This is a genomic window from Paenibacillus sp. 598K, assembly GCF_003851045.1.
Lineage (GTDB): Bacteria > Bacillota > Bacilli > Paenibacillales > Paenibacillaceae > Paenibacillus_D.
The window spans coordinates 145,228-162,448 of record NZ_BFBX01000083.1; the positions used below are offsets into that span (position 1 = coordinate 145,228).

Annotated in this window: 16 protein-coding genes; 15 read left to right on the forward strand and 1 reads right to left on the reverse strand. The window is 61.5% G+C overall.

What is annotated here, in order from left to right; translation table 11 throughout:
- The 7 genes from PA598K_RS22895 to PA598K_RS22925 form a co-directional block, all read left to right on the forward strand.
- On the forward strand, positions 1-967 hold a 967-nt coding region (locus PA598K_RS22895; RefSeq protein ID WP_185602180.1), incomplete at its 5' end, for a helicase-associated domain-containing protein.
- 59 nt (positions 968-1,026) lie between these two features.
- Positions 1,027-1,518, forward strand: coding sequence for a YlbF family regulator (locus PA598K_RS22900; RefSeq protein WP_128659185.1), 492 nt, complete (start codon positions 1,027-1,029; stop codon positions 1,516-1,518).
- A gap of 54 nt (positions 1,519-1,572) precedes the next feature.
- Entirely contained in the window at positions 1,573-1,836 is a 264-nt protein-coding gene (locus PA598K_RS22905) for a YlbG family protein (protein ID WP_128659186.1), read from the forward strand.
- A gap of 136 nt (positions 1,837-1,972) precedes the next feature.
- Entirely contained in the window at positions 1,973-2,410 is a 438-nt protein-coding gene (locus PA598K_RS22910) for a hypothetical protein (RefSeq protein WP_128659187.1), read from the forward strand.
- A gap of 191 nt (positions 2,411-2,601) precedes the next feature.
- Entirely contained in the window at positions 2,602-3,513 is a 912-nt protein-coding gene (locus PA598K_RS22915) for a selenium metabolism-associated LysR family transcriptional regulator (protein WP_128659188.1), read from the forward strand.
- Positions 3,504-4,352: a PHP domain-containing protein gene (locus PA598K_RS22920; protein ID WP_128659189.1), complete on the forward strand. Its 849-nt coding sequence runs from the start codon at positions 3,504-3,506 to the stop codon at positions 4,350-4,352. The genes PA598K_RS22915 and PA598K_RS22920 overlap by 10 nt, the downstream gene beginning before the upstream one ends.
- Entirely contained in the window at positions 4,352-5,323 is a 972-nt protein-coding gene (locus tag PA598K_RS22925) for a MerR family transcriptional regulator (RefSeq protein ID WP_128659190.1), read from the forward strand. The genes PA598K_RS22920 and PA598K_RS22925 overlap by 1 nt, the downstream gene beginning before the upstream one ends.
- 163 nt (positions 5,324-5,486) lie before the next feature.
- Here PA598K_RS22925 and PA598K_RS22930 read toward each other — a convergent pair whose 3' ends face one another.
- The gene (locus PA598K_RS22930) at positions 5,487-7,238 is read right to left on the reverse strand and encodes an Rqc2 family fibronectin-binding protein (RefSeq protein WP_128659191.1); all 1,752 of its coding nucleotides are present in this window, start codon (positions 7,236-7,238) and stop codon (positions 5,487-5,489) included.
- Positions 7,239-7,472: 234 nt separating this feature from the next.
- Here PA598K_RS22930 and PA598K_RS22935 point away from each other — a divergent pair, with 234 nt between their 5' ends.
- From PA598K_RS22935 to priA, 8 genes are all read left to right on the forward strand, one after another.
- The gene (locus tag PA598K_RS22935; protein WP_128659192.1) at positions 7,473-10,256 is read left to right on the forward strand and encodes a calcium-translocating P-type ATPase, SERCA-type; all 2,784 of its coding nucleotides are present in this window, start codon (positions 7,473-7,475) and stop codon (positions 10,254-10,256) included.
- A gap of 109 nt (positions 10,257-10,365) precedes the next feature.
- Positions 10,366-11,202 carry a diaminopimelate epimerase gene (gene dapF / locus PA598K_RS22940; protein ID WP_128659193.1) on the forward strand — a complete coding sequence of 279 codons (837 nt, stop codon included), beginning with the start codon at positions 10,366-10,368 and terminating at the stop codon, positions 11,200-11,202.
- Positions 11,203-11,308: 106 nt separating this feature from the next.
- Positions 11,309-13,189 (forward strand): bifunctional homocysteine S-methyltransferase/methylenetetrahydrofolate reductase, encoded by a 1,881-nt coding sequence (locus PA598K_RS22945; protein WP_128659194.1) that lies wholly within the window; start codon positions 11,309-11,311, stop codon positions 13,187-13,189.
- 265 nt (positions 13,190-13,454) lie between these two features.
- Complete coding sequence (remA, locus tag PA598K_RS22950) at positions 13,455-13,715, forward strand: extracellular matrix/biofilm regulator RemA (protein WP_020615370.1); 261 nt, start codon at positions 13,455-13,457, stop codon at positions 13,713-13,715.
- A gap of 21 nt (positions 13,716-13,736) precedes the next feature.
- A complete protein-coding gene (gene gmk, locus PA598K_RS22955) occupies positions 13,737-14,360 on the forward strand; it encodes a guanylate kinase (RefSeq protein ID WP_128659195.1) in 624 nt (207 codons plus the stop codon).
- Between the two features lie 8 nt (positions 14,361-14,368).
- Positions 14,369-14,578, forward strand: a complete 210-nt coding sequence (gene rpoZ, locus PA598K_RS22960) for a DNA-directed RNA polymerase subunit omega (protein ID WP_128659209.1) — start codon at positions 14,369-14,371, stop codon at positions 14,576-14,578.
- A gap of 73 nt (positions 14,579-14,651) precedes the next feature.
- A complete protein-coding gene (coaBC, locus tag PA598K_RS22965; protein ID WP_128659196.1) occupies positions 14,652-15,875 on the forward strand; it encodes a bifunctional phosphopantothenoylcysteine decarboxylase/phosphopantothenate--cysteine ligase CoaBC in 1,224 nt (407 codons plus the stop codon).
- The coding region (gene priA / locus PA598K_RS22970; RefSeq protein WP_128659197.1) for a replication restart helicase PriA at positions 15,872-17,221 on the forward strand (1,350 nt) is incomplete at its 3' end. The genes coaBC and priA, both read left to right, overlap by 4 nt.

Genomic DNA, 17,221 nt, shown 5'->3' on the forward strand with positions numbered 1-17,221 from the left:
GGCGCAGGCCTGCGCCTCCGCAGCGCTGGGCGTCCAGACCTGCGGGTCATGGCATCGCACGGACGAGCTGATCGACTGGGCTTGCCGCTCCGGCGGCGATCGGGCCGGGGCGGGCAGCCTTGAGCTGCTGGAGCGTCTGAGTCGACTAGGCTGGCTGGAGCAAGGGATCGGGGCGGATGGCAGCCGCCTGTACCGCTGGGCGGTGTCGATGCGGCCCGCAGCGTCCGATCCGGCAGTGTCCGAGCCCGAGCATCTGCGCATCCAGCGGAGCGGCGAGCTGATCTTGACCCGCGAGAGCTCCCTCCAGGTGCGCTGGCTGCTGGAGATGACCGCCGAGCGAGTCAGTCACGAACTATACACGACCTACAGGATGACGGCGGAGTCGGTGGCGGAGGCTTGCGGGCTCGGATGGAGCACCGAGGCGCTGATCGAGCAGCTCGGCGCGGCATCGGCAGCCCCTCTGGATCCGACATATGCAGCGACCTTGCGTCAGTGGGGGGTGGAGGCATCGGTCGATGCAGTAGCGGTACGGATGGTCGGAGAGACGCACAAGAAGGGAGCGTCGGCGGAACGGCAAGCGGCGCTCGATGGGCGGCCTGGCGGCGACGAGCCGACGTTGCTGCCGCCCGGCGAGCCCCCGACGCTAGCGAGGCTGCTGCCGGAGCTGTCGGAGCTGCCTGCCGCCTGGGTGCATCGATTGGGGCGTTATCATCCCTCGACGGCGCGCGAGATGATCGAGGTCGCCCTGCAGCGCCAGCTCCCGCTGCAGCTTGGCAGGGAGGCGGAGCTGGTGGTGTTGATCCCCGAGCGGCTGCAGCAGCGGGAGGATGGATGGGCGGTATCGGGCCGCCTGCGCGCGAGCGACTGCGGCCGGCCGGAGCAGGTATGCTGGACGCCGGAGATGTGGGATGAGATGAAGCTTCACTTGACAGTAACGGAGGGAGCAATAAAGCGCTCTACTTTTTGAAGCATTTCATGTTATGATAGAGAAGCAGCCGAAAAGCTGCGAAGAGGAGGAGTGGACGGATGCTAACCCTGGATCAGCTGAAGTCTGCAGCGAGCGATGCGCAAGACGGTCGCGGGACTTCACTCGACATGGGCGCCTTGCTGTTGAGGGCCTATGAGCTGGGCGATATGATCAACGCATCGGCCCCGGTGGCCGACTATCTATACTGGAAAGCTGTCGTATCGGAGGATGAAGCTGTGCAAGCGTTGGCCGCACGCTTCCGCAAGGCTAAGGAGCTATTCGCCGACTGCGAGCGGTTTGGCCGTTTTCACCCCGATTACCACGAGGCCAAGGACAAGGTGAAGGCGCTGGAGGCCGAGCTGGACGCGTTGCCCAGCGTCAGCCGGTTCAAGGCGGCCGAGCGCGAGGTCGACGAGCTGCTGCATGAGACCGCGCAGTTAATCGCGTATGCCGTGTCCGAGACAGTGAAAGTGCCGGGCAACGAGCGCGCTGCTGGCGGCGGCTGCGGGAGCGGCGGCTCGTGCTCGTGCGGCAGCGGCGGCTGTGGCTAAAGAGAGGCCGGCGCTTACCCGCGCCGGTCCATTATCGACCAAAGGAGGAAGACCATGTTCTCTGAAAGAACAGGCTATATTGTCTGGGTCAGCGACTTGAAAGCGGCGAGAACGCTGGATAAGTACGGATCCGTCTATTATATGTCACGCAAGCTTCATTATGTCGTCATTTATATGGATACTGTTCGAGCAGAGGACACGATTCGCAACATTCAACGTCTCCCGTTCGTCAAAAAAATCGAGCGCTCGTATCGCAACGAGCTAAAAACGGAATACTCTTCGGATATGGAAGACAAGACGCGTTTTTATTCATTATAATTTAGAGAGAATGGGTCTTATTGACCATAAATAGGACCTTATTCTTGTTATACCATATGCATTACACTATGATCGTGGTAGAATATAGGTACAAATACCTGTTTCGCATTCGGTTTGCGAGGGGAGTGGATTCGAGATGAAAGACAAAACAACCGAAAGATGGAATACATATGAATCATTTCATGTCGTGCTCGGCGACAAGAAGGTCGCTGACGTCGTCATCACGAATCATGCGAAGATCCGTTGGGCGGACCGGGTGGAAAGTGAGAAAACAGGGTTTGAGGATATCGCCGGGTTTATATGGGAGTGCTTGAAGCAAGGGCGGGTCGAATCCTACTATCGCAATGAGGAGGACGTCTATCTCATTGACGACGATCTCGTCTTCGTCGCCGAGTTTGCCAAGCTGGAGCGCGAGACCGATCTGGTCGGCAATCCACTTCACAAGATGATCGTCGTAACCTTCCTTGGACGCATGTCGGAGACGATCGAGCTGCGCGATTTGAAATCGTATTACTCATGGTTGCGACATTCGCGGAGGATGACCCTGATCAAGAACAGCCGCAAGCGCAAGTAACCATTCGTCGGCGAGAGCCGCGACGCAGCCCGATGGACCGTTGCACCTTGATGCCCGCACGCCCTCAAAGAGAGGCGTGTTTTTTTGTTGTGCCATAAATGCCGCCAAAGGATGGCGTAAACGTTTCACCTTGGGTGTCGCTGCTTTGTCCAACCTTTGCTATAATAGGCAGTACAGAAAGGATGACCGTTATGGCACTCAATTTTCATCAACTTCATATTTTTTATACGGTTGCCGAGCGGGGGAGCTTTTCCGCCGCCGCGCAAGCGCTGCATATGACGCAGCCTGCCGTGACGATGCAGATTCAGTCGCTCGAGGACTATTTTGGCACCAAGCTGCTGCACCGTTCAACCAAGCGCATCGAGCTGACTGAGGCAGGCAGCGCGTTGATCCCCTACGCCCAGCGCAGCATCGATCTGATCCGCGAGACAGATGCTTCGATGTCGAAGTTCACCAAGCAGTTGAAGGGAAGGCTCCAGCTTGGCGCTTCGCTGACGATCGGCGAATACATCCTGCCTCGGCTGCTCGGCCCCTTCGGACAGGAGTATCCGCATATCGGCATCAGCATGAAGGTGATGAACACGGCCCAGATTACGGAGGAGATCGTCAACCATCAGCTCAACTTCGGACTGATCGAAGCGCCGATCAATCATCCCGACATGCACATGGAGGCAGTGCTGAGCGATGAGCTGAAGCTGGTCGTCGCGTCCTCTCACCCCTTGGCTGCTGCCTCTGAGGTGTCGATCCGCGATGTGCTCGAGTATCCTGTCGTGCTGCGCGAGCAAGGGTCCGGGACTCGACTGGTGATGGAGGAGGAGCTGCGACGCTGCCAGATTGACCTGGCTTCCCTGAAGATCGTCATGGAACTCGGCAGCACAGGGGCAGTCAAGTCGGCGGTGGAGGCTGGACTTGGCGTCTCGTTCCTCTCGAGCTCCTCGGTGAAGCACGAAGTGTCGCTTGGGCTTATCCGCACGCTCCCGATTACTGATGTGCAGTTCAAACGTCAGTTTTATTCCATCTATTTGAAGTCGGCTCTCCTCCCGATTTCGGCGGTAACCTTCCTCGCGTTCCTGCGCGAACGGGATCTGAGGCAATGGTTATGAACCGGGCTGATCTGCATCTCCATACGACGGCCTCTGACGGGCTGCTCACGCCCGCCGAGGTCGTGCGTCTCGCCCATGAGGCAGGGCTGGCGGGGATGGCCATCACGGATCATGACACGATGGCCGGCGTAGAGGAGGCGCTCCGGGAAGGGGCGCGCGTCGGGATCGAGGTGTTGGCAGGCGTAGAGATCAGCACGAGTTGGGAAGGGCGGGATATCCATGTGCTCGGTTACGGACCCGACTGGCGGCAGCCGCTCTGGCAGGAGCGGCTGGCACAGCTGCGCGAAGGGCGAGAGCGGCGCAACGAGCGCATCCTGGCCAGACTCGGCGAGCTGGGACTGGTCGTGACGATGGAGGAGGTGCGGGCGGCTGCCGGCAAGGCAGCCGCCGACGAATCGGTCGGACGGCCGCACATCGCAGCGGTACTGCTCGCCAAAGGCGTCGTCGCCACGATGAGGGAGGCCTTCGATCGCTATCTGGCGGAAGGGGCAGCCGCTTATGTCGCGGTGCCGAAGGTGACGCCGCAGGAGGCAGTCGCGTGGATCCGCGAGGCGGGCGGCGTCAGCGTGCTGGCGCATCCGGGGCTCTACGGCGACGATCGAGTGATCGAGCTGCTGGCGGGCGAGGGCCTGACAGGGCTCGAGGTTGCGCACTCGGACCACACCGCCGAGCAGGAAGCGCGATATGCATCCTTGGCGGCACAGCTGGACCTGATCGCGACAGCGGGGTCAGACTTCCATGGCGTGCGTCAAGGTCAGGTATTCCACGGCGAGATCGGCTCGCGCACGGTCGATATGAGTGTCCTCACTTTACTGCGGCAGGCGGGGAGGCGAGAGTGATGAAGGAGCGGATCTATACGATCAAGGAAGTGGCTGCGCAGACCGAGCTCTCGACCCAATTGATCCGCAAATGGGAGGAACGGTATCGGGCCGTCTCGCCCAAGCGGCTGCCCAACGGGTACCGGGCGTACAGCAAGGACGATATCGAGACGTTGCGCTGGCTGAAGCGACAAGTGGATGACGGCGTATCAATCGCTATGGCGGTGATGGAGAAGGAACGCCGCGAGGCTGCGTCGCCGCGTTCCGCCAGCTTCCCGGAGCGTCTGGAGCTCTCGCCGGTATCCGCCTTCGTCGGGCCTTCCGCGCTCTGGGACGAGCCGGTAAGCGAGCTGCTGGCGGCGATCGAGCAGATCGATCAGGAGCGGGCGCGCCGACTGATCGACCGCTTTCTGTGGCAGTATCCGGCCGAGCATGTGCTGACCCATATATTGCAACCGGTGCTTGTCGGGCTGGGCGAACGTTGGGAGCGGCAGCAGATTTCCGAGTACCAGGAGCATTTTGGCAGCCATTTGATTCGAGAGACCGTTCAGGCGTTGTGCGCACAGTTTCGCTCGCATGCCGACCAGCCGCTGCTCGTTACGGCTTGCGGTCCGGGCGAGCGGCATGAGCTTGGCATTTTGTTCGTCGGATTTTTCGCTCGCCAAGCCGGATACAGAGTCGTCTATCTGGGAGCCTCGCCCGCGATTAAGGGCATCCTCGACTGCATTGACGATCTGCAGCCCGAGGCGATCGCTCTGAGCTTCTCATCGGAGGAACTGCTGAAGCAGGCCGAGCCTTTCCTGCTGGAGCTTGATCGTCGGATCGCCGCGGCATCGCCGCATACGCTCGCCTTTATAGGCGGCGCGGTCGTGCGGCAGACGGCGACGCTCTCGGGTAGCCGGGCAATCCATATGATCCATGGCGACGGCAAGCGTGCCGTGCACCGGATACAGACACTGCTGGAGACTGAGCGGATATCGCGAGACGCCTGAGTCGCAAGCGGTGCGAAGAGGAGTCACTTTCTTCTGGCATCGCAGAGTCGGGTGCCTGGTTCCGCAAGCTAGCCACGCACAAAAGGAAGCGCCCCTCAGCATCAGATGCTGGGGGCGCTTTTGGCGTGGGGCGATCAACCATAGCTGCCGCAATCGCGGCTCGCTACGTCAGCGCGGTCACGGGCAACGCCTGGAGGCGCTGCTCGTCTGGCGTGACGAACAACGTCTTCTGATGATCATAGATGACGAAGCCGGGCTTGGCGCCGCTCGGCTTGCGGACATGGCGGATCAGCGTATAGTCGACCGGAACCTGGCTCGATGCGCGCGCCTGACTATAATGAGCGGCGAGCATCGCAGCCTCCTCCAGCGTGGCGTCGCCGAAGCTGCCGCCGCGGATGACGACATGCGAGCCGGGGATATCCTTCGTATGCAGCCACGTATCCGAGGAGGACGCTAGCCGGTTCGTCAGATATTCGTTTTGCGTATTGTTTTTGCCGACGAGGATGCTCGCCCCCTCGGACGACGTATAGGATAGCAGCGACGGCCGGGCCGGTTTTTTCTTTTTGCCGCCGCGTTTGCTGCGATCCCTCAGGTACTGCTGCTCGATCAGCTCCTCGCGGATTTCTTCGATGTCGGCGAGCGAGGCGCTGTCGAGCTGCTGCTGCAGCGTCTCGAGGTAGCGGATCTCCTCGCGCGCAGCGGTCATCTGCTCCGTTGCCATGCTTAGACTGTTTTTCGCTTTATTGTACCGTTTGAAGTAGCGCTGCGCATTTTCCGAGGGCGACAGCTGCGGATCGAGCGCGATCGTTACGGTGGCGCCTGTTTCATCGTAGTAGTTGACCACCTCCGCCTCTGCATCTCCCTTCTGGATCTGATGCATATACGTTGTGATCAACTCGCCGAGCACGCGATAGCGATCAGCTTCTTTGGCTTCCTCGATCGTCTCCGCCAGCTTCTCCAGTTTTTTTACGTTTTTGCTCTTCTCGTTGGCGAGGAATCGCAACAAATCGGAGACGCGCTGCTTGACCACATCGCGCTGCGCTTTGTCGCCATAGTAGGCCTCGAGACACTCGCTGATGCTCTCATAAGCGTCGGCAGGACTGTCCAGATGGGTAAGCGCGGTGACGGCGAAGACAGAGCGTCCTCCAGGCTCGGTGACGATGACCGGCGTATAGCGCTGCTCGCGGAAGTCGGTCATCATCGCGTCGAACACCGGCCACAGCCGCTCCCGGATATCCGTCGCCTCGGCGGACTGCGTCAGCCCGCTGCGATGGCCGAGCTCGCGAGCGAGCAGCGGACTGACGCCGCTGAATGCCTCAACGAGCCGCTGCGGGAGCGCGGAGAGCCCGTCCGTCTCCTCCAATTGCTCGGCCAGGCGAGCTGCCGAATCCACGTCCAGCGGATTGGCTTTGCGCTGGTCGGGCGGCGGCATGTAGGCGGAGCCTGGCATAACGGTCCGGTAGCTGCTGATCGCCGGCGTCACATGATGGATGCCGTCATGGATGACGCCTGTATCCTGATCGATCAGCATGATGTTGCTATGCCGACCCATCAGCTCGATAACGAGCGTGCGCAGCATGACGTCGCCGAGCTCGTCGCGCCTGCGGATCGTTAGATGGAGGATGCGCTCGTTGCCGATCTGCTTCACCTGCTCGATGATGCCGCCTTCGCAATATTTGCGCAGCAGCATGCAGAACATCGGCGCTTCCTTCGGATTTGTATACGTCTGTTTGGTCCAGTGCACTCTCGGGTACGTCGGATTGGCGGAGAGCAGCAGCTTGCCCTGCGCGCCGTTGCCGCGGATCTGGAGGACCAGGTCGCGGGGGGCGGGTTGATGGATTTTATGAATGCGTGCGCCGATGCAGCCTTGCAGCTCGGCTGCGATCGCGCGCGTGACGATGCCGTCCAATGCCATTTTCTCAATCTCCTTCAATGAATGCATGATTCAGGCTTGCCCTCAAAAGGCCGAAGAGGCACGGGATCGAATCTTTGGAGGCAGCCTGAGAAGTATACAGTTCTTCTATCATGCCATAGTTGTCCCAAAAACTTAAGCCCTGCCGGTGATAAATTACGGTTTGTCCGAATACATTAGGCCATGACAGGCTGTTCGATCGGGCAGCCGGACGAAGCGGGAGGGGACTAAAGGAACATGGAACAAAAAAAGTGGCATCAAATGGATGCAGAGGAGCTGAGCCGGCAAATCGGCTGTGACCCTGTCCGCGGCCTCGCCTCCGAGGAGGTGGCGGAGCGGCTGGAGCGCTACGGGCGCAATGAGCTGTCCGAAGGCAAGCGAATCTCGCCGCTTACTTTGCTGCTCAATCAGTTCAAGGACTTTATGGTGCTGGTGCTCGTCGGTGCGACGCTCATCTCTGCGTTGCTAGGAGAATATCTCGACGCGGTGACGATCATCGCGATCATCGTCATCAACGGCATCCTGGGCTTCGTCCAGGAGTTCCGTGCGGAACGCTCGCTGCGGGCGCTCAAGGCGCTGTCGGCGCCAAGCGCCAGCGTCGTGCGCGACGGTCAGGTGATCAGCGTCGCTGCGAGCGATCTGGTGCCTGGCGATCTGGTGCTGCTGGAGCCGGGAGACCGTGTGCCGGCCGACATTCGGCTGCTCGAGACGAATAGCTTGTACGCAGAGGAGTCGGCGCTGACAGGCGAGTCGGTGCCCGTCGGCAAGACGGCGCTGCCGATCCGCGAGAGCGAGCTGCCGCTCGGCGACCAGCGCAATCTCGGTTTCATGGGGACGATGGTGACGAGAGGCACGGCCAAGGGCATCGTCGTCCGTACCGGGATGCAGACGGAGATGGGGACGATCGCCGATCTGATCCAGCAGACCGAGGCGATGGAGACGCCGCTGCAGCATCGGCTGGAGCAGCTCGGCAAGATCCTGATCATCGTCGCGGTCGCCTTGACGGTGATGGTCGTCGTCGCAGGCATCCTGCACGGACAGCCGGCGTACGGGATGTTCCTCGCCGGCGTCAGCCTGGCGGTAGCGGCGATCCCCGAGGGGCTACCGGCGATCGTCACGATCGCGCTGGCACTCGGCGTGCAGCGGATGATCAAGCGCAAGGCGATCGTCCGCAAGCTGCCGTCAGTCGAGACGCTGGGCTGCGCCTCGGTCATCTGCTCTGACAAGACCGGCACGTTGACCCAGAACAAGATGACGGTCACCCGGCTATGGCTGGGCGGTCGCAGCCTCGAGGTGAGCGGGGAGGGATACGTCCCCGAAGGCGAGATTACGGAGTCTGGCGCGCATGTCGATCTGAAGAAGGATCAGGGCCTGCGCCGACTGCTCCAGGTGGCGGCGCTGTGCAACAACTCGGTCCTCTACAAGAAGGAGCCTGAGGAGGAGCGGGGCAAGCGCGCCAAAGCAACGCAAGGCGAGGAAGGCGAATGGCTGCTGAAGGGCGATCCGACGGAGGGTGCGCTGGCTGTGCTGGCCGCCAAGATGGGTCTGTCGGCCAAGGCGCTGGAGGGGCTGTACAAGCGGGAGCGGGAGTTTCCCTTCGACTCTGAGCGCAAGCGGATGTCGGTCGTCGTCACGCATCAGGGCGGCCGCCTGCTCTGCGTGAAGGGCGCCTCCGACATGCTGCTCGAGCAATGCACGCATGTGCTGTGGGACGGCAACGTCATCCCGCTGACGGCGACGCTGCGGCAGAAGATCGCGGCTGCCGCAGAGGGAATGGCTGCTTCTGCACTGCGGGTGCTGGGCATGGCCTATCGGGATATCCGCGGCCAGGAGAGCGTCGAGACCGAGCAGGAGGCGGAGCAGCAGCTCGTATTCGTAGGCTTGAGCGGCATGATCGATCCGCCGCGTAAGGAGGTCCGCGACGCGATCGCCGTCTGCCGCCAGGCGGGCATCAAGACGGTGATGATCACCGGCGATCATCAGACGACTGCCGAGGCGATCGCCGGCCAGCTCGGCATCCTGCCGCGCGGCGGCGTCGCGGTCAACGGCCGTCAGCTGGCGGCGATGACCGATGAGCAGTTGGATCGCGAGGTCGACAACATCTACGTGTATGCTCGCGTCTCGCCCGAGCACAAGCTGCGCATCGTCAAGTCGCTGCAGCGCCAAGGCCATGTCGTGGCGATGACCGGAGACGGCGTCAACGACGCCCCTGCCATCAAAGCTTCGGATATCGGCATCGCTATGGGCATCACCGGCACGGACGTGTCCAAGGAGGCGTCGGCGCTGGTCCTCAGCGACGACAACTTCGCGACGATCGTCGCAGCGATCGAGGAAGGGCGGGGCATCTACGAGAATATCCGCAAATTCATCCGCTACCTGCTGGCCTCCAACGTCGGCGAGATTTTGACGATGTTCCTGGCGATGATGGCCGGACTGCCGCTGCCGCTCGTGCCGATCCAGATTTTGTGGGTGAACTTGGTCACGGACGGGCTGCCGGCGATGGCGCTTGGCGTCGATCAGGCGGAGAAGGATCTGATGAAGCATAAGCCCAGATCGGCCAAGGAAAATATCTTTTCTCGCCGGCTCGGCTGGAAAATCCTTAGCCGCGGCTTCCTGATCGGCATCTGCACGCTTGGCGCGTTCTGGATTACGCTGCGCGAGAATCCCGGCAATCTGATCGAGGCCCAGACGGTCGCGTTCGCTACGTTGGTCATGGCTCAACTGATCCATGTGTTTGATTGCCGCAGCTCGCGCTCGATCTTCCATCGCAATCCGTTGCAGAACCGTTATCTGGTGCTGGCGGTGCTGTCGTCGCTGCTGCTCATGCTGGGCGTGCTCTACATCGAAGCGCTGCAGCCGATCTTCAAGACGGTGCCGCTTGACTTCAGACATTGGTGTCTCGTCTTCGTCGCTGCGGGCATCCCGACGTTCGTGATGGGCATCGGCAGCGTGCTTGGCTCGTCCAAAAAGAAGACCCAACACCGCACGCCGCTGGGCGGCCCTCGTCCGGCTGCGCGTTGAGGAGCAGGAGGGTAAGCAGGAGCAAAAAAGACATGGCGTTTCCTCCCGCTTTGTATTATGCTAATAGGAAAACTAGCCATTAGCAGGTACCTGAAGGAGTGCAACGCAAATGAACTTTACAAAAATGCATGGCCTCGGCAACGACTTCATCGTCGTCGCAGGCGAACAGGCGCTGCCTGAGCGGGTATCGGAGCTGGCGATCGAGCTGTGCAACCGGTTCTTCGGCATCGGAGCGGACGGCCTCGTCTATATTCTGCCTTCGGAGCAAGCAGACTTCCGGATGCGCATCATCAACTCCGACGGCTCGGAGGCCGAGCAATGCGGCAATGCGATCCGCTGCGTCGCCAAGTATGTCTATGACAACGGTCTGACCGATAAGGATCAGATTACGATAGAAACACTGGGCGCCGGTGTCCAGCGCGTGCAGCTGACGATCGAGGGCGGCAAGGTGGCGACCGTGCGCGTGGACATGGGCGAGCCGGTGCTGTCCGGTCTGCAGGTGCCGACGACAGTCGATCTGGACCGCGTTGTCGATCATCCGATCGAGCTGGAGGGCAGGCAGTTCCGCTTCACCGCTGTCTCGATGGGCAATCCGCACTGCGTCATCTACGTCGACGACGCCAAGGAATTTGATCTGCAGCAGTGGGGCCCCAAGCTGGAGACGCATCCGCTGTTCCCGCGCAAGATCAACGTCGAGTTCGTCACCGTCAACTCGCGACAGCAAGCCGATATGCGAGTCTGGGAGCGCGGCGCAGGTCCGACGCTGGCTTGCGGCACAGGCGCATGCGCGACGGTCGTCGCTTCGGTGCTGAACGGCTGGACCGATCGTATCGCAACCGTGTCGCTGAAGGGCGGCGACTTGCTGATCGAGTGGAGCGAAGCCGATAATCATGTCTATATGACCGGCCCGGCGGCAGAGGTGTTCCGCGGCACGGTGCAAGGCTGACAGCCGAATAATAGAGCCGAAAAGCAGTTGCTGTCCGGGCGCTGCTTTTCGGCTTTTGGAACGAATAGGCATATTCAATGATGAGTATAAGGGGTGGGAGAGGCCGATGAAACCAGATTTGCGGGAGGCCGTAACGCGTTCGCTGATTACCGGCGACGGCGCGATGGGAACGTATTTGTACCAGTTGGGTTTTCCTGTCGGCGTATCGTTTGAGGAGTTCAACACGCTGCGTCCGGAGGTCATCCGGAATGTGCATCGTGCGTACTACGAGGCGGGAGCCCGACTGATCGAGACCAATACGTTCTCGGCGAACTATGAGAAGCTGTCCAAATACGGTCTGGAGGGCGAGGTCGTGAAGCTGAACCGCGCTGGCGTCCAACTGGCGCGGGAGGCGGTCGGCGAGGATGCTTACGTCGTTGGCTCGATCGGCTCAATCCGCAGCGGTCAGCGCAAGACGATCCGCACCTCGGAGCTGCGCAAGGCGTTCCGCACGCAGATCGCTGCGCTGCTGGAGAGCGGCGTCGACGGTCTGATTATGGAAACCTTCTTTGACCTGGAGGAGCTGCTGCTTGTCCTCTCACTGGTGCGGGAAGCGGGCGACATCCCGACGATCTGCCAGCTCTCGGCTGAGGATGTCGGACGCACCAAGGATGGCGTGACCTTGTCCGAAGCATTCGCGCGTCTGGAGGCGGCAGGGGCAGATGTCGTCGGTCTCAATTGCCGCAGCGGTCCGGTCGGCATCCTGCGCGCGCTCGATACGGTGCAGGGCGATATCGGCATCCCGCTTTCGGTATTCCCGAATGCGGGGATTCCCGATTATGTAGATGGGCAATACACGTATACGGCGCCGCCGGAATACTTCGGCGATATGGCCCGGAAGTTCGCAGATCGCGGCGCGCGTCTGATCGGCGGCTGCTGCGGGACGACGCCGGAGCATTGCGCCGCGATCAGCGGCGCCCTGCAAGGCTACGAGCCGCAGCCGGTCGAGGCCGAGGCCGAGCTGCAGTCAGAGCGTCTTGAGGTCCGGTCGCCCGAGGGAGGTGCAGGTGGTGCTCAGGAGCCGCCGCCGAAGGAGCCAAGCCTGGTCGATCTGGTCCGTCAGCGTCACACGGTGATCGTCGAGCTTGATCCGCCGCGGGATCTCGATATCCGCAAGTTTATGGCTGGGGCAGAGGCGCTCAAGGCGGTGCGAGCCGACGCGCTGACGATGGCCGACAACTCGCTGGCCGTCACGCGGATGAGCAACATCGCGCTCGCCTCGCTGCTCCAGGAGCGCACGGGCATCCGGCCGCTCGTGCACATCGCCTGCCGCGACCGCAACCTGATCGGCACGCAGTCCCACATGATGGGGCTTGATGCGCTCGGTATCGATCATGTGCTCGCGGTGACCGGCGACCCGGCTCGCTTCGGCGATCTGCCAGGGTCCAGCTCGGTATACGATCTGACCTCCTTTGAGATGATCCGGATGATCAAGCAGCTCAACGAAGGGATCGCCTTCTCCGGCAAGCCGCTCAAGCAGCGTGCGGACTTCGTCGTAGGGGCGGCCTTTAACCCGAACGTCAAATATTTGGAGAAGGCCGTGCAGCGGTTGGAGAAGAAGATCAGTTCGGGCGCCGATTATATTATGACGCAGCCAGTCTATGATCCGCGCTTGATCGAAGAGATCGCCAAAGCGACAGCGCATCTGCCGATCCCGGTATTCCTCGGCATCATGCCGCTGGCGAGCGGTCGCAACGCTGAGTATCTGCATAATGAGGTGCCCGGCATCCAGCTCTCCGACGAGGTGCGCCAGCGCATGCACGGGCTCGAGGGCGAGCAGGGACGCGCCGAGGGTGTACGGATCGCCAAGGAGTTGCTCGACAGCGCGTTGCCGCATTTCAACGGCATCTACCTGATGACGCCGTTTATGTTCTACGAGATGTCCGCCGAGCTGACCGAGTATGTTTGGGTCAAAACCGGGCGTCAGCAGGAGATTTTGCGAGGATAAGTAGTTATTTGGCCTAAATTTCCGCATTTTCACTTGTTCCCGTTTTGAAAATGGATTAGAATAAGGTCATTGATGGCCAAGCCGTGAACGTATGCATCCATTTTTTTTCGTCAACACTGAGTAGCATTCCAGCATCTCTATGCCTGTAACTTCGAAACATTATAGGCGCGGGGCCCGCCGTCATGCCGCCGGACCCCGCGCGCTGACGAAGCGATTATCATTCTTGCGAGTGAATGCACTTGGAAAACCGGAGGGAATCGAAGTCATGGCTATTAAACTCATTAATATCGGATTCGGGAACATTGTTTCTGCTAATCGCATCATCTCGATCGTCAGCCCGGAGTCGGCGCCGATCAAACGGATTATCCAGGAAGCGCGGGACCGTCACATGCTCATCGATGCGACATACGGGCGCCGCACGCGTGCCGTCATCATTACTGACAGCGATCATGTCATTCTCTCCGCCGTTCAGCCGGAGACCGTGGCGCATCGGTTGTCCACCAAGGATGACGATCACGACGAATAGGACGAACAGATGGGGAGTATCATGAAAAAAGGATTATTGATTGTATTGTCAGGACCTTCCGGCGTCGGCAAGGGCACCGTCTGCTCGGTGCTCCGCCACCGGATGCCCGAATTGATCTATTCGGTCTCCGCCACGACCCGTGCGCCGCGCGAGGGTGAGGTCGACGGGGTCAATTATTTCTTCCGCTCCCGCGAGCAGTTCCAGGATATGATCGTCCACGACGCGTTGCTCGAGTATGCCGAGTATGTGGGCAACTATTATGGCACGCCGCGCGACTTCGTAGAGAAGACGCTTGCCTCCGGCAAGGATATTATTCTGGAGATCGAGGTTCAGGGCGCGCTCAAGGTGAAGGAGAAGTTCCAGGAGGGCGTATTTATTTTCTTGACGCCGCCGTCGCTCGATGAGCTGAAGCAGCGGATCACCGGACGCGGCACGGAGACGGATGAACTGATCGATCATCGGATGAACGAAGCGGTGCGTGAGATGAATCTAATGCGCCACTACGATTACGCCGTCGTCAACGATCAGATCGAAGCGGCCTGCAGCCGCATCCAGAGTATCGTCACCGCCGAGCATTGCCGGATTGAGCGATATCTGGGCGAGACGGCCAAGGAAGCGGAAGCCATCAGAGAAAGTATGAGGTGAAGAAGCATATGTTGTATCCGTCCATTGACGAGATGGTCAAAAAAGTAGACAGCAAATATTCGCTTGTCGTCGCAGCCTCCAGACGCGCTCGAGCGCTGCGAGACGGCGTCAAGTCGGAGCTCAAGAACCCACGCTCGCATAAGTTTGTCGGCGTGGCGCTCGAAGAGATCTATAACGACCATGTCGAGGTTATCTCCGATCCTACGATAAAATCTTAAGCTCACCTTTAAGTAACAACCCTCGCGGTTGTTATTTTTTTCGACTACGCTTGCGAAAGGAAGATACCGACTGATGCTGACAGGCAAACGAATCGTGCTGGGCGTTACCGGCGGCATCGCCGCGTACAAGGCGGCCGCGCTCTGCAGCAAGCTGACGCAGGCGGGCGCGGACGTCCGCGTGATCATGACCGAATCCGCGGTCAAATTCATCGCTCCGCTAACGCTGCAGGTGCTCTCTCGCCATGCTGTCTACACCGACACCTTCGCCGAGCAGGACCCGGCGGTCGTCTCGCATATCGATCTGGCGGACCACGCCGATCTGATCGTGATCGCTCCGGCTACCGCCAATATCCTCGCCAAGCTGGCCTACGGGATGGCCGACGATATGCTCAGTACGACCGTGCTGGCTTCGACCGCGCCGATCCTGATCGCGCCCGCGATGAATGTGCATATGTACGAGCATCCGGCTGTCCGCAGCAATATGGAGCTGCTCGCCTCGCGCGGCGTCCGTTTCGTCGAGCCAGGCAGCGGGCTGCTGGCCTGCGGTTACGTAGGCAAGGGCAGGCTCGCCGAACCGGAGGAGATCGTCGAGGCGGTGCGCGCCCACTTCGACCAGCGCCGGCTGCTCGCCGGCAAGCGGGTGCTCATCACCGCAGGAGGCACGGTCGAGCGCATCGATCCCGTACGTTACTTGACCAATGATTCGTCGGGCAAGATGGGCTACGCTATCGCTGCCGCAGCGCGGGATATGGGGGCGCAGGTGACGGTCGTGGCCGCGCGGACGATGGCGGAGGCGCCGAGCGGCATCGAGATCGTCCGCGCCGAGTCGGCGTCGGATATGCTCGCGGCCGTGCTGTCACGCTTTGACGATGCCGACCTCGTCGTCAAGGCGGCGGCGGTCGCCGATTATCGTCCAGTGATCAAGCATTCCGAGAAGCTCAAGAAGAGCGGCGACGACGGGGCGGCGATGACGCTGCAGCTCGAGCGGACCGAGGATATCCTGCAGTTGCTCGGCGAGCGCAAGCAAGGCCAGTTCCTCGTCGGCTTCGCTGCAGAGACGGAGGCGCTCGAGCGCCATGCAATGGACAAGCTGGAGCGCAAGCAATGCGATCTGATCGTCGGCAACGACGTATCCGCCGAAGGCGCCGGCTTCCACGGCGACACCAATATCGTCACCGTCTACGACAAGCGCGGCGCGGTTGCTTCGTGGCCGCAGCTCTCGAAGCGGGAGGTCGCGGATCGGCTGCTCGCCTTGATCGCCGAGCGGATGGAGCGTCGGGCGGGCGGGGCGTCTTGATCGCACGAGTTATCGTCGATGTGCCGAGTCGTCAGACCGATCGCCCCTTCGATTACCGCATCCCGCCGGCGATGTCCGGCTGGATCGAGGTCGGCAGCCGGGTCGGCGTGCCGTTCGGCGGTCGGACGCTGCAGGGCTTCGTGGTCGAGCTGACCGAGGCTGCCGAGGTGACTGGCAGCCGGCTCAAGGACGTCGCCGAGCTGCTGGACCCGCTGCCGCCGCTCTCGGCCGATCTGGTCGCGCTGGCGCGGTGGATCAGCGAGAAGTATCTGTGCACCTGGATCGCCGCGCTGCAGGCGATGCTCCCGTCGGCGCTCAAGGGCAAGGCCGAGCGCTATATCCGTCTGGGTCAGGAGGCTGCGGACAGGCAGGGACTGTGGCAGACGGCGCTGCCGGAGGAGCTGACGGAGCTGGTGCAGCGGCAAGGAAGCATGAAGCTTGCGTCGCTGCAACAGCGTTACCCGCAGTATGCCCGGGAAATTCGCGAGGCGCTCGAGAGTGGCGCATTGATCGAGGATGTCCGGGTCAAGGACCGGCTCGCCGTACGCACTGTGCTGACCGTCTTCCCGCCTGCGGACAGAGACGCGGCGGCGCAGGCGCTAGCGGCTTTGCCGACGCGCGCGGCCAAGCAGCGACAGCTGCTGGAGCAGGTGCTGTCTAGCGAGTCGCCCATCCCGTTGCAAGCGCTGCTGCTGGAGGCCGGAGCCTCGGCGAGCAGCGTCCGGGCGCTCGCCGACAAGGGACTGCTCGAGCTGCGAGAGGTCGAGCAGTCGCGCGACCCGTATGCCGGACGAGACTTCGAGCGCTCGCAGCCGCTGCCGCTGACGGATGGTCAACGGCAAGTGCTGGCGCCGATCGCCGAAGCGGTCGAGGCGCAGGTGTCCCGCGTCTTCCTGCTGCAGGGCGTCACAGGCAGCGGCAAGACGGAGGTGTACCTGCAGGCGATCGCCGGCTGCATCGCGAGCGGACGCCAGGCGATCGTCCTGGTGCCGGAGATCTCGCTGACGCCGCAGATGGTCGAGCGGTTCAAGGGGCGCTTCGGCGAGGAGGTGGCGGTGCTGCACAGTCGGCTGTCGCAGGGCGAGCGCTATGACGAATGGCGCAAGATCCGGCATCGTCAGGCCAAGGTGGCGATCGGCGCCCGTTCGGCGATCTTCGCCCCCCTGGAGTCGATCGGCCTGATCATCATCGACGAGGAGCATGAGTCGTCGTACAAGCAGGAGGAGAGTCCGAAGTATCATGCCCGCGACGTGGCGGTGCGGCGGGCGAGACAGCATGGCGCCGCCGTCGTGCTCGGCTCGGCGACGCCGTCGCTGGAGAGCTATATGGCCGCTCGTCGCACCGCC

Coding starts and splice junctions, on each gene's coding strand:
- PA598K_RS22900 (WP_128659185.1), top strand. CDS start 1,027: ATGCTAACCCTGGATCAGCTGAAGTCTGCAGCGAGCGATGCGCAAGAC.
- PA598K_RS22905 (WP_128659186.1), top strand. CDS start 1,573: ATGTTCTCTGAAAGAACAGGCTATATTGTCTGGGTCAGCGACTTGAAA.
- PA598K_RS22910 (WP_128659187.1), top strand. CDS start 1,973: ATGAAAGACAAAACAACCGAAAGATGGAATACATATGAATCATTTCAT.
- PA598K_RS22915 (WP_128659188.1), top strand. CDS start 2,602: ATGGCACTCAATTTTCATCAACTTCATATTTTTTATACGGTTGCCGAG.
- PA598K_RS22920 (WP_128659189.1), top strand. CDS start 3,504: ATGGTTATGAACCGGGCTGATCTGCATCTCCATACGACGGCCTCTGAC.
- PA598K_RS22925 (WP_128659190.1), top strand. CDS start 4,352: ATGAAGGAGCGGATCTATACGATCAAGGAAGTGGCTGCGCAGACCGAG.
- PA598K_RS22930 (WP_128659191.1), bottom strand. CDS start 7,238: ATGGCATTGGACGGCATCGTCACGCGCGCGATCGCAGCCGAGCTGCAA.
- PA598K_RS22935 (WP_128659192.1), top strand. CDS start 7,473: ATGGAACAAAAAAAGTGGCATCAAATGGATGCAGAGGAGCTGAGCCGG.
- dapF (WP_128659193.1), top strand. CDS start 10,366: ATGAACTTTACAAAAATGCATGGCCTCGGCAACGACTTCATCGTCGTC.
- PA598K_RS22945 (WP_128659194.1), top strand. CDS start 11,309: ATGAAACCAGATTTGCGGGAGGCCGTAACGCGTTCGCTGATTACCGGC.
- remA (WP_020615370.1), top strand. CDS start 13,455: ATGGCTATTAAACTCATTAATATCGGATTCGGGAACATTGTTTCTGCT.
- gmk (WP_128659195.1), top strand. CDS start 13,737: ATGAAAAAAGGATTATTGATTGTATTGTCAGGACCTTCCGGCGTCGGC.
- rpoZ (WP_128659209.1), top strand. CDS start 14,369: ATGTTGTATCCGTCCATTGACGAGATGGTCAAAAAAGTAGACAGCAAA.
- coaBC (WP_128659196.1), top strand. CDS start 14,652: ATGCTGACAGGCAAACGAATCGTGCTGGGCGTTACCGGCGGCATCGCC.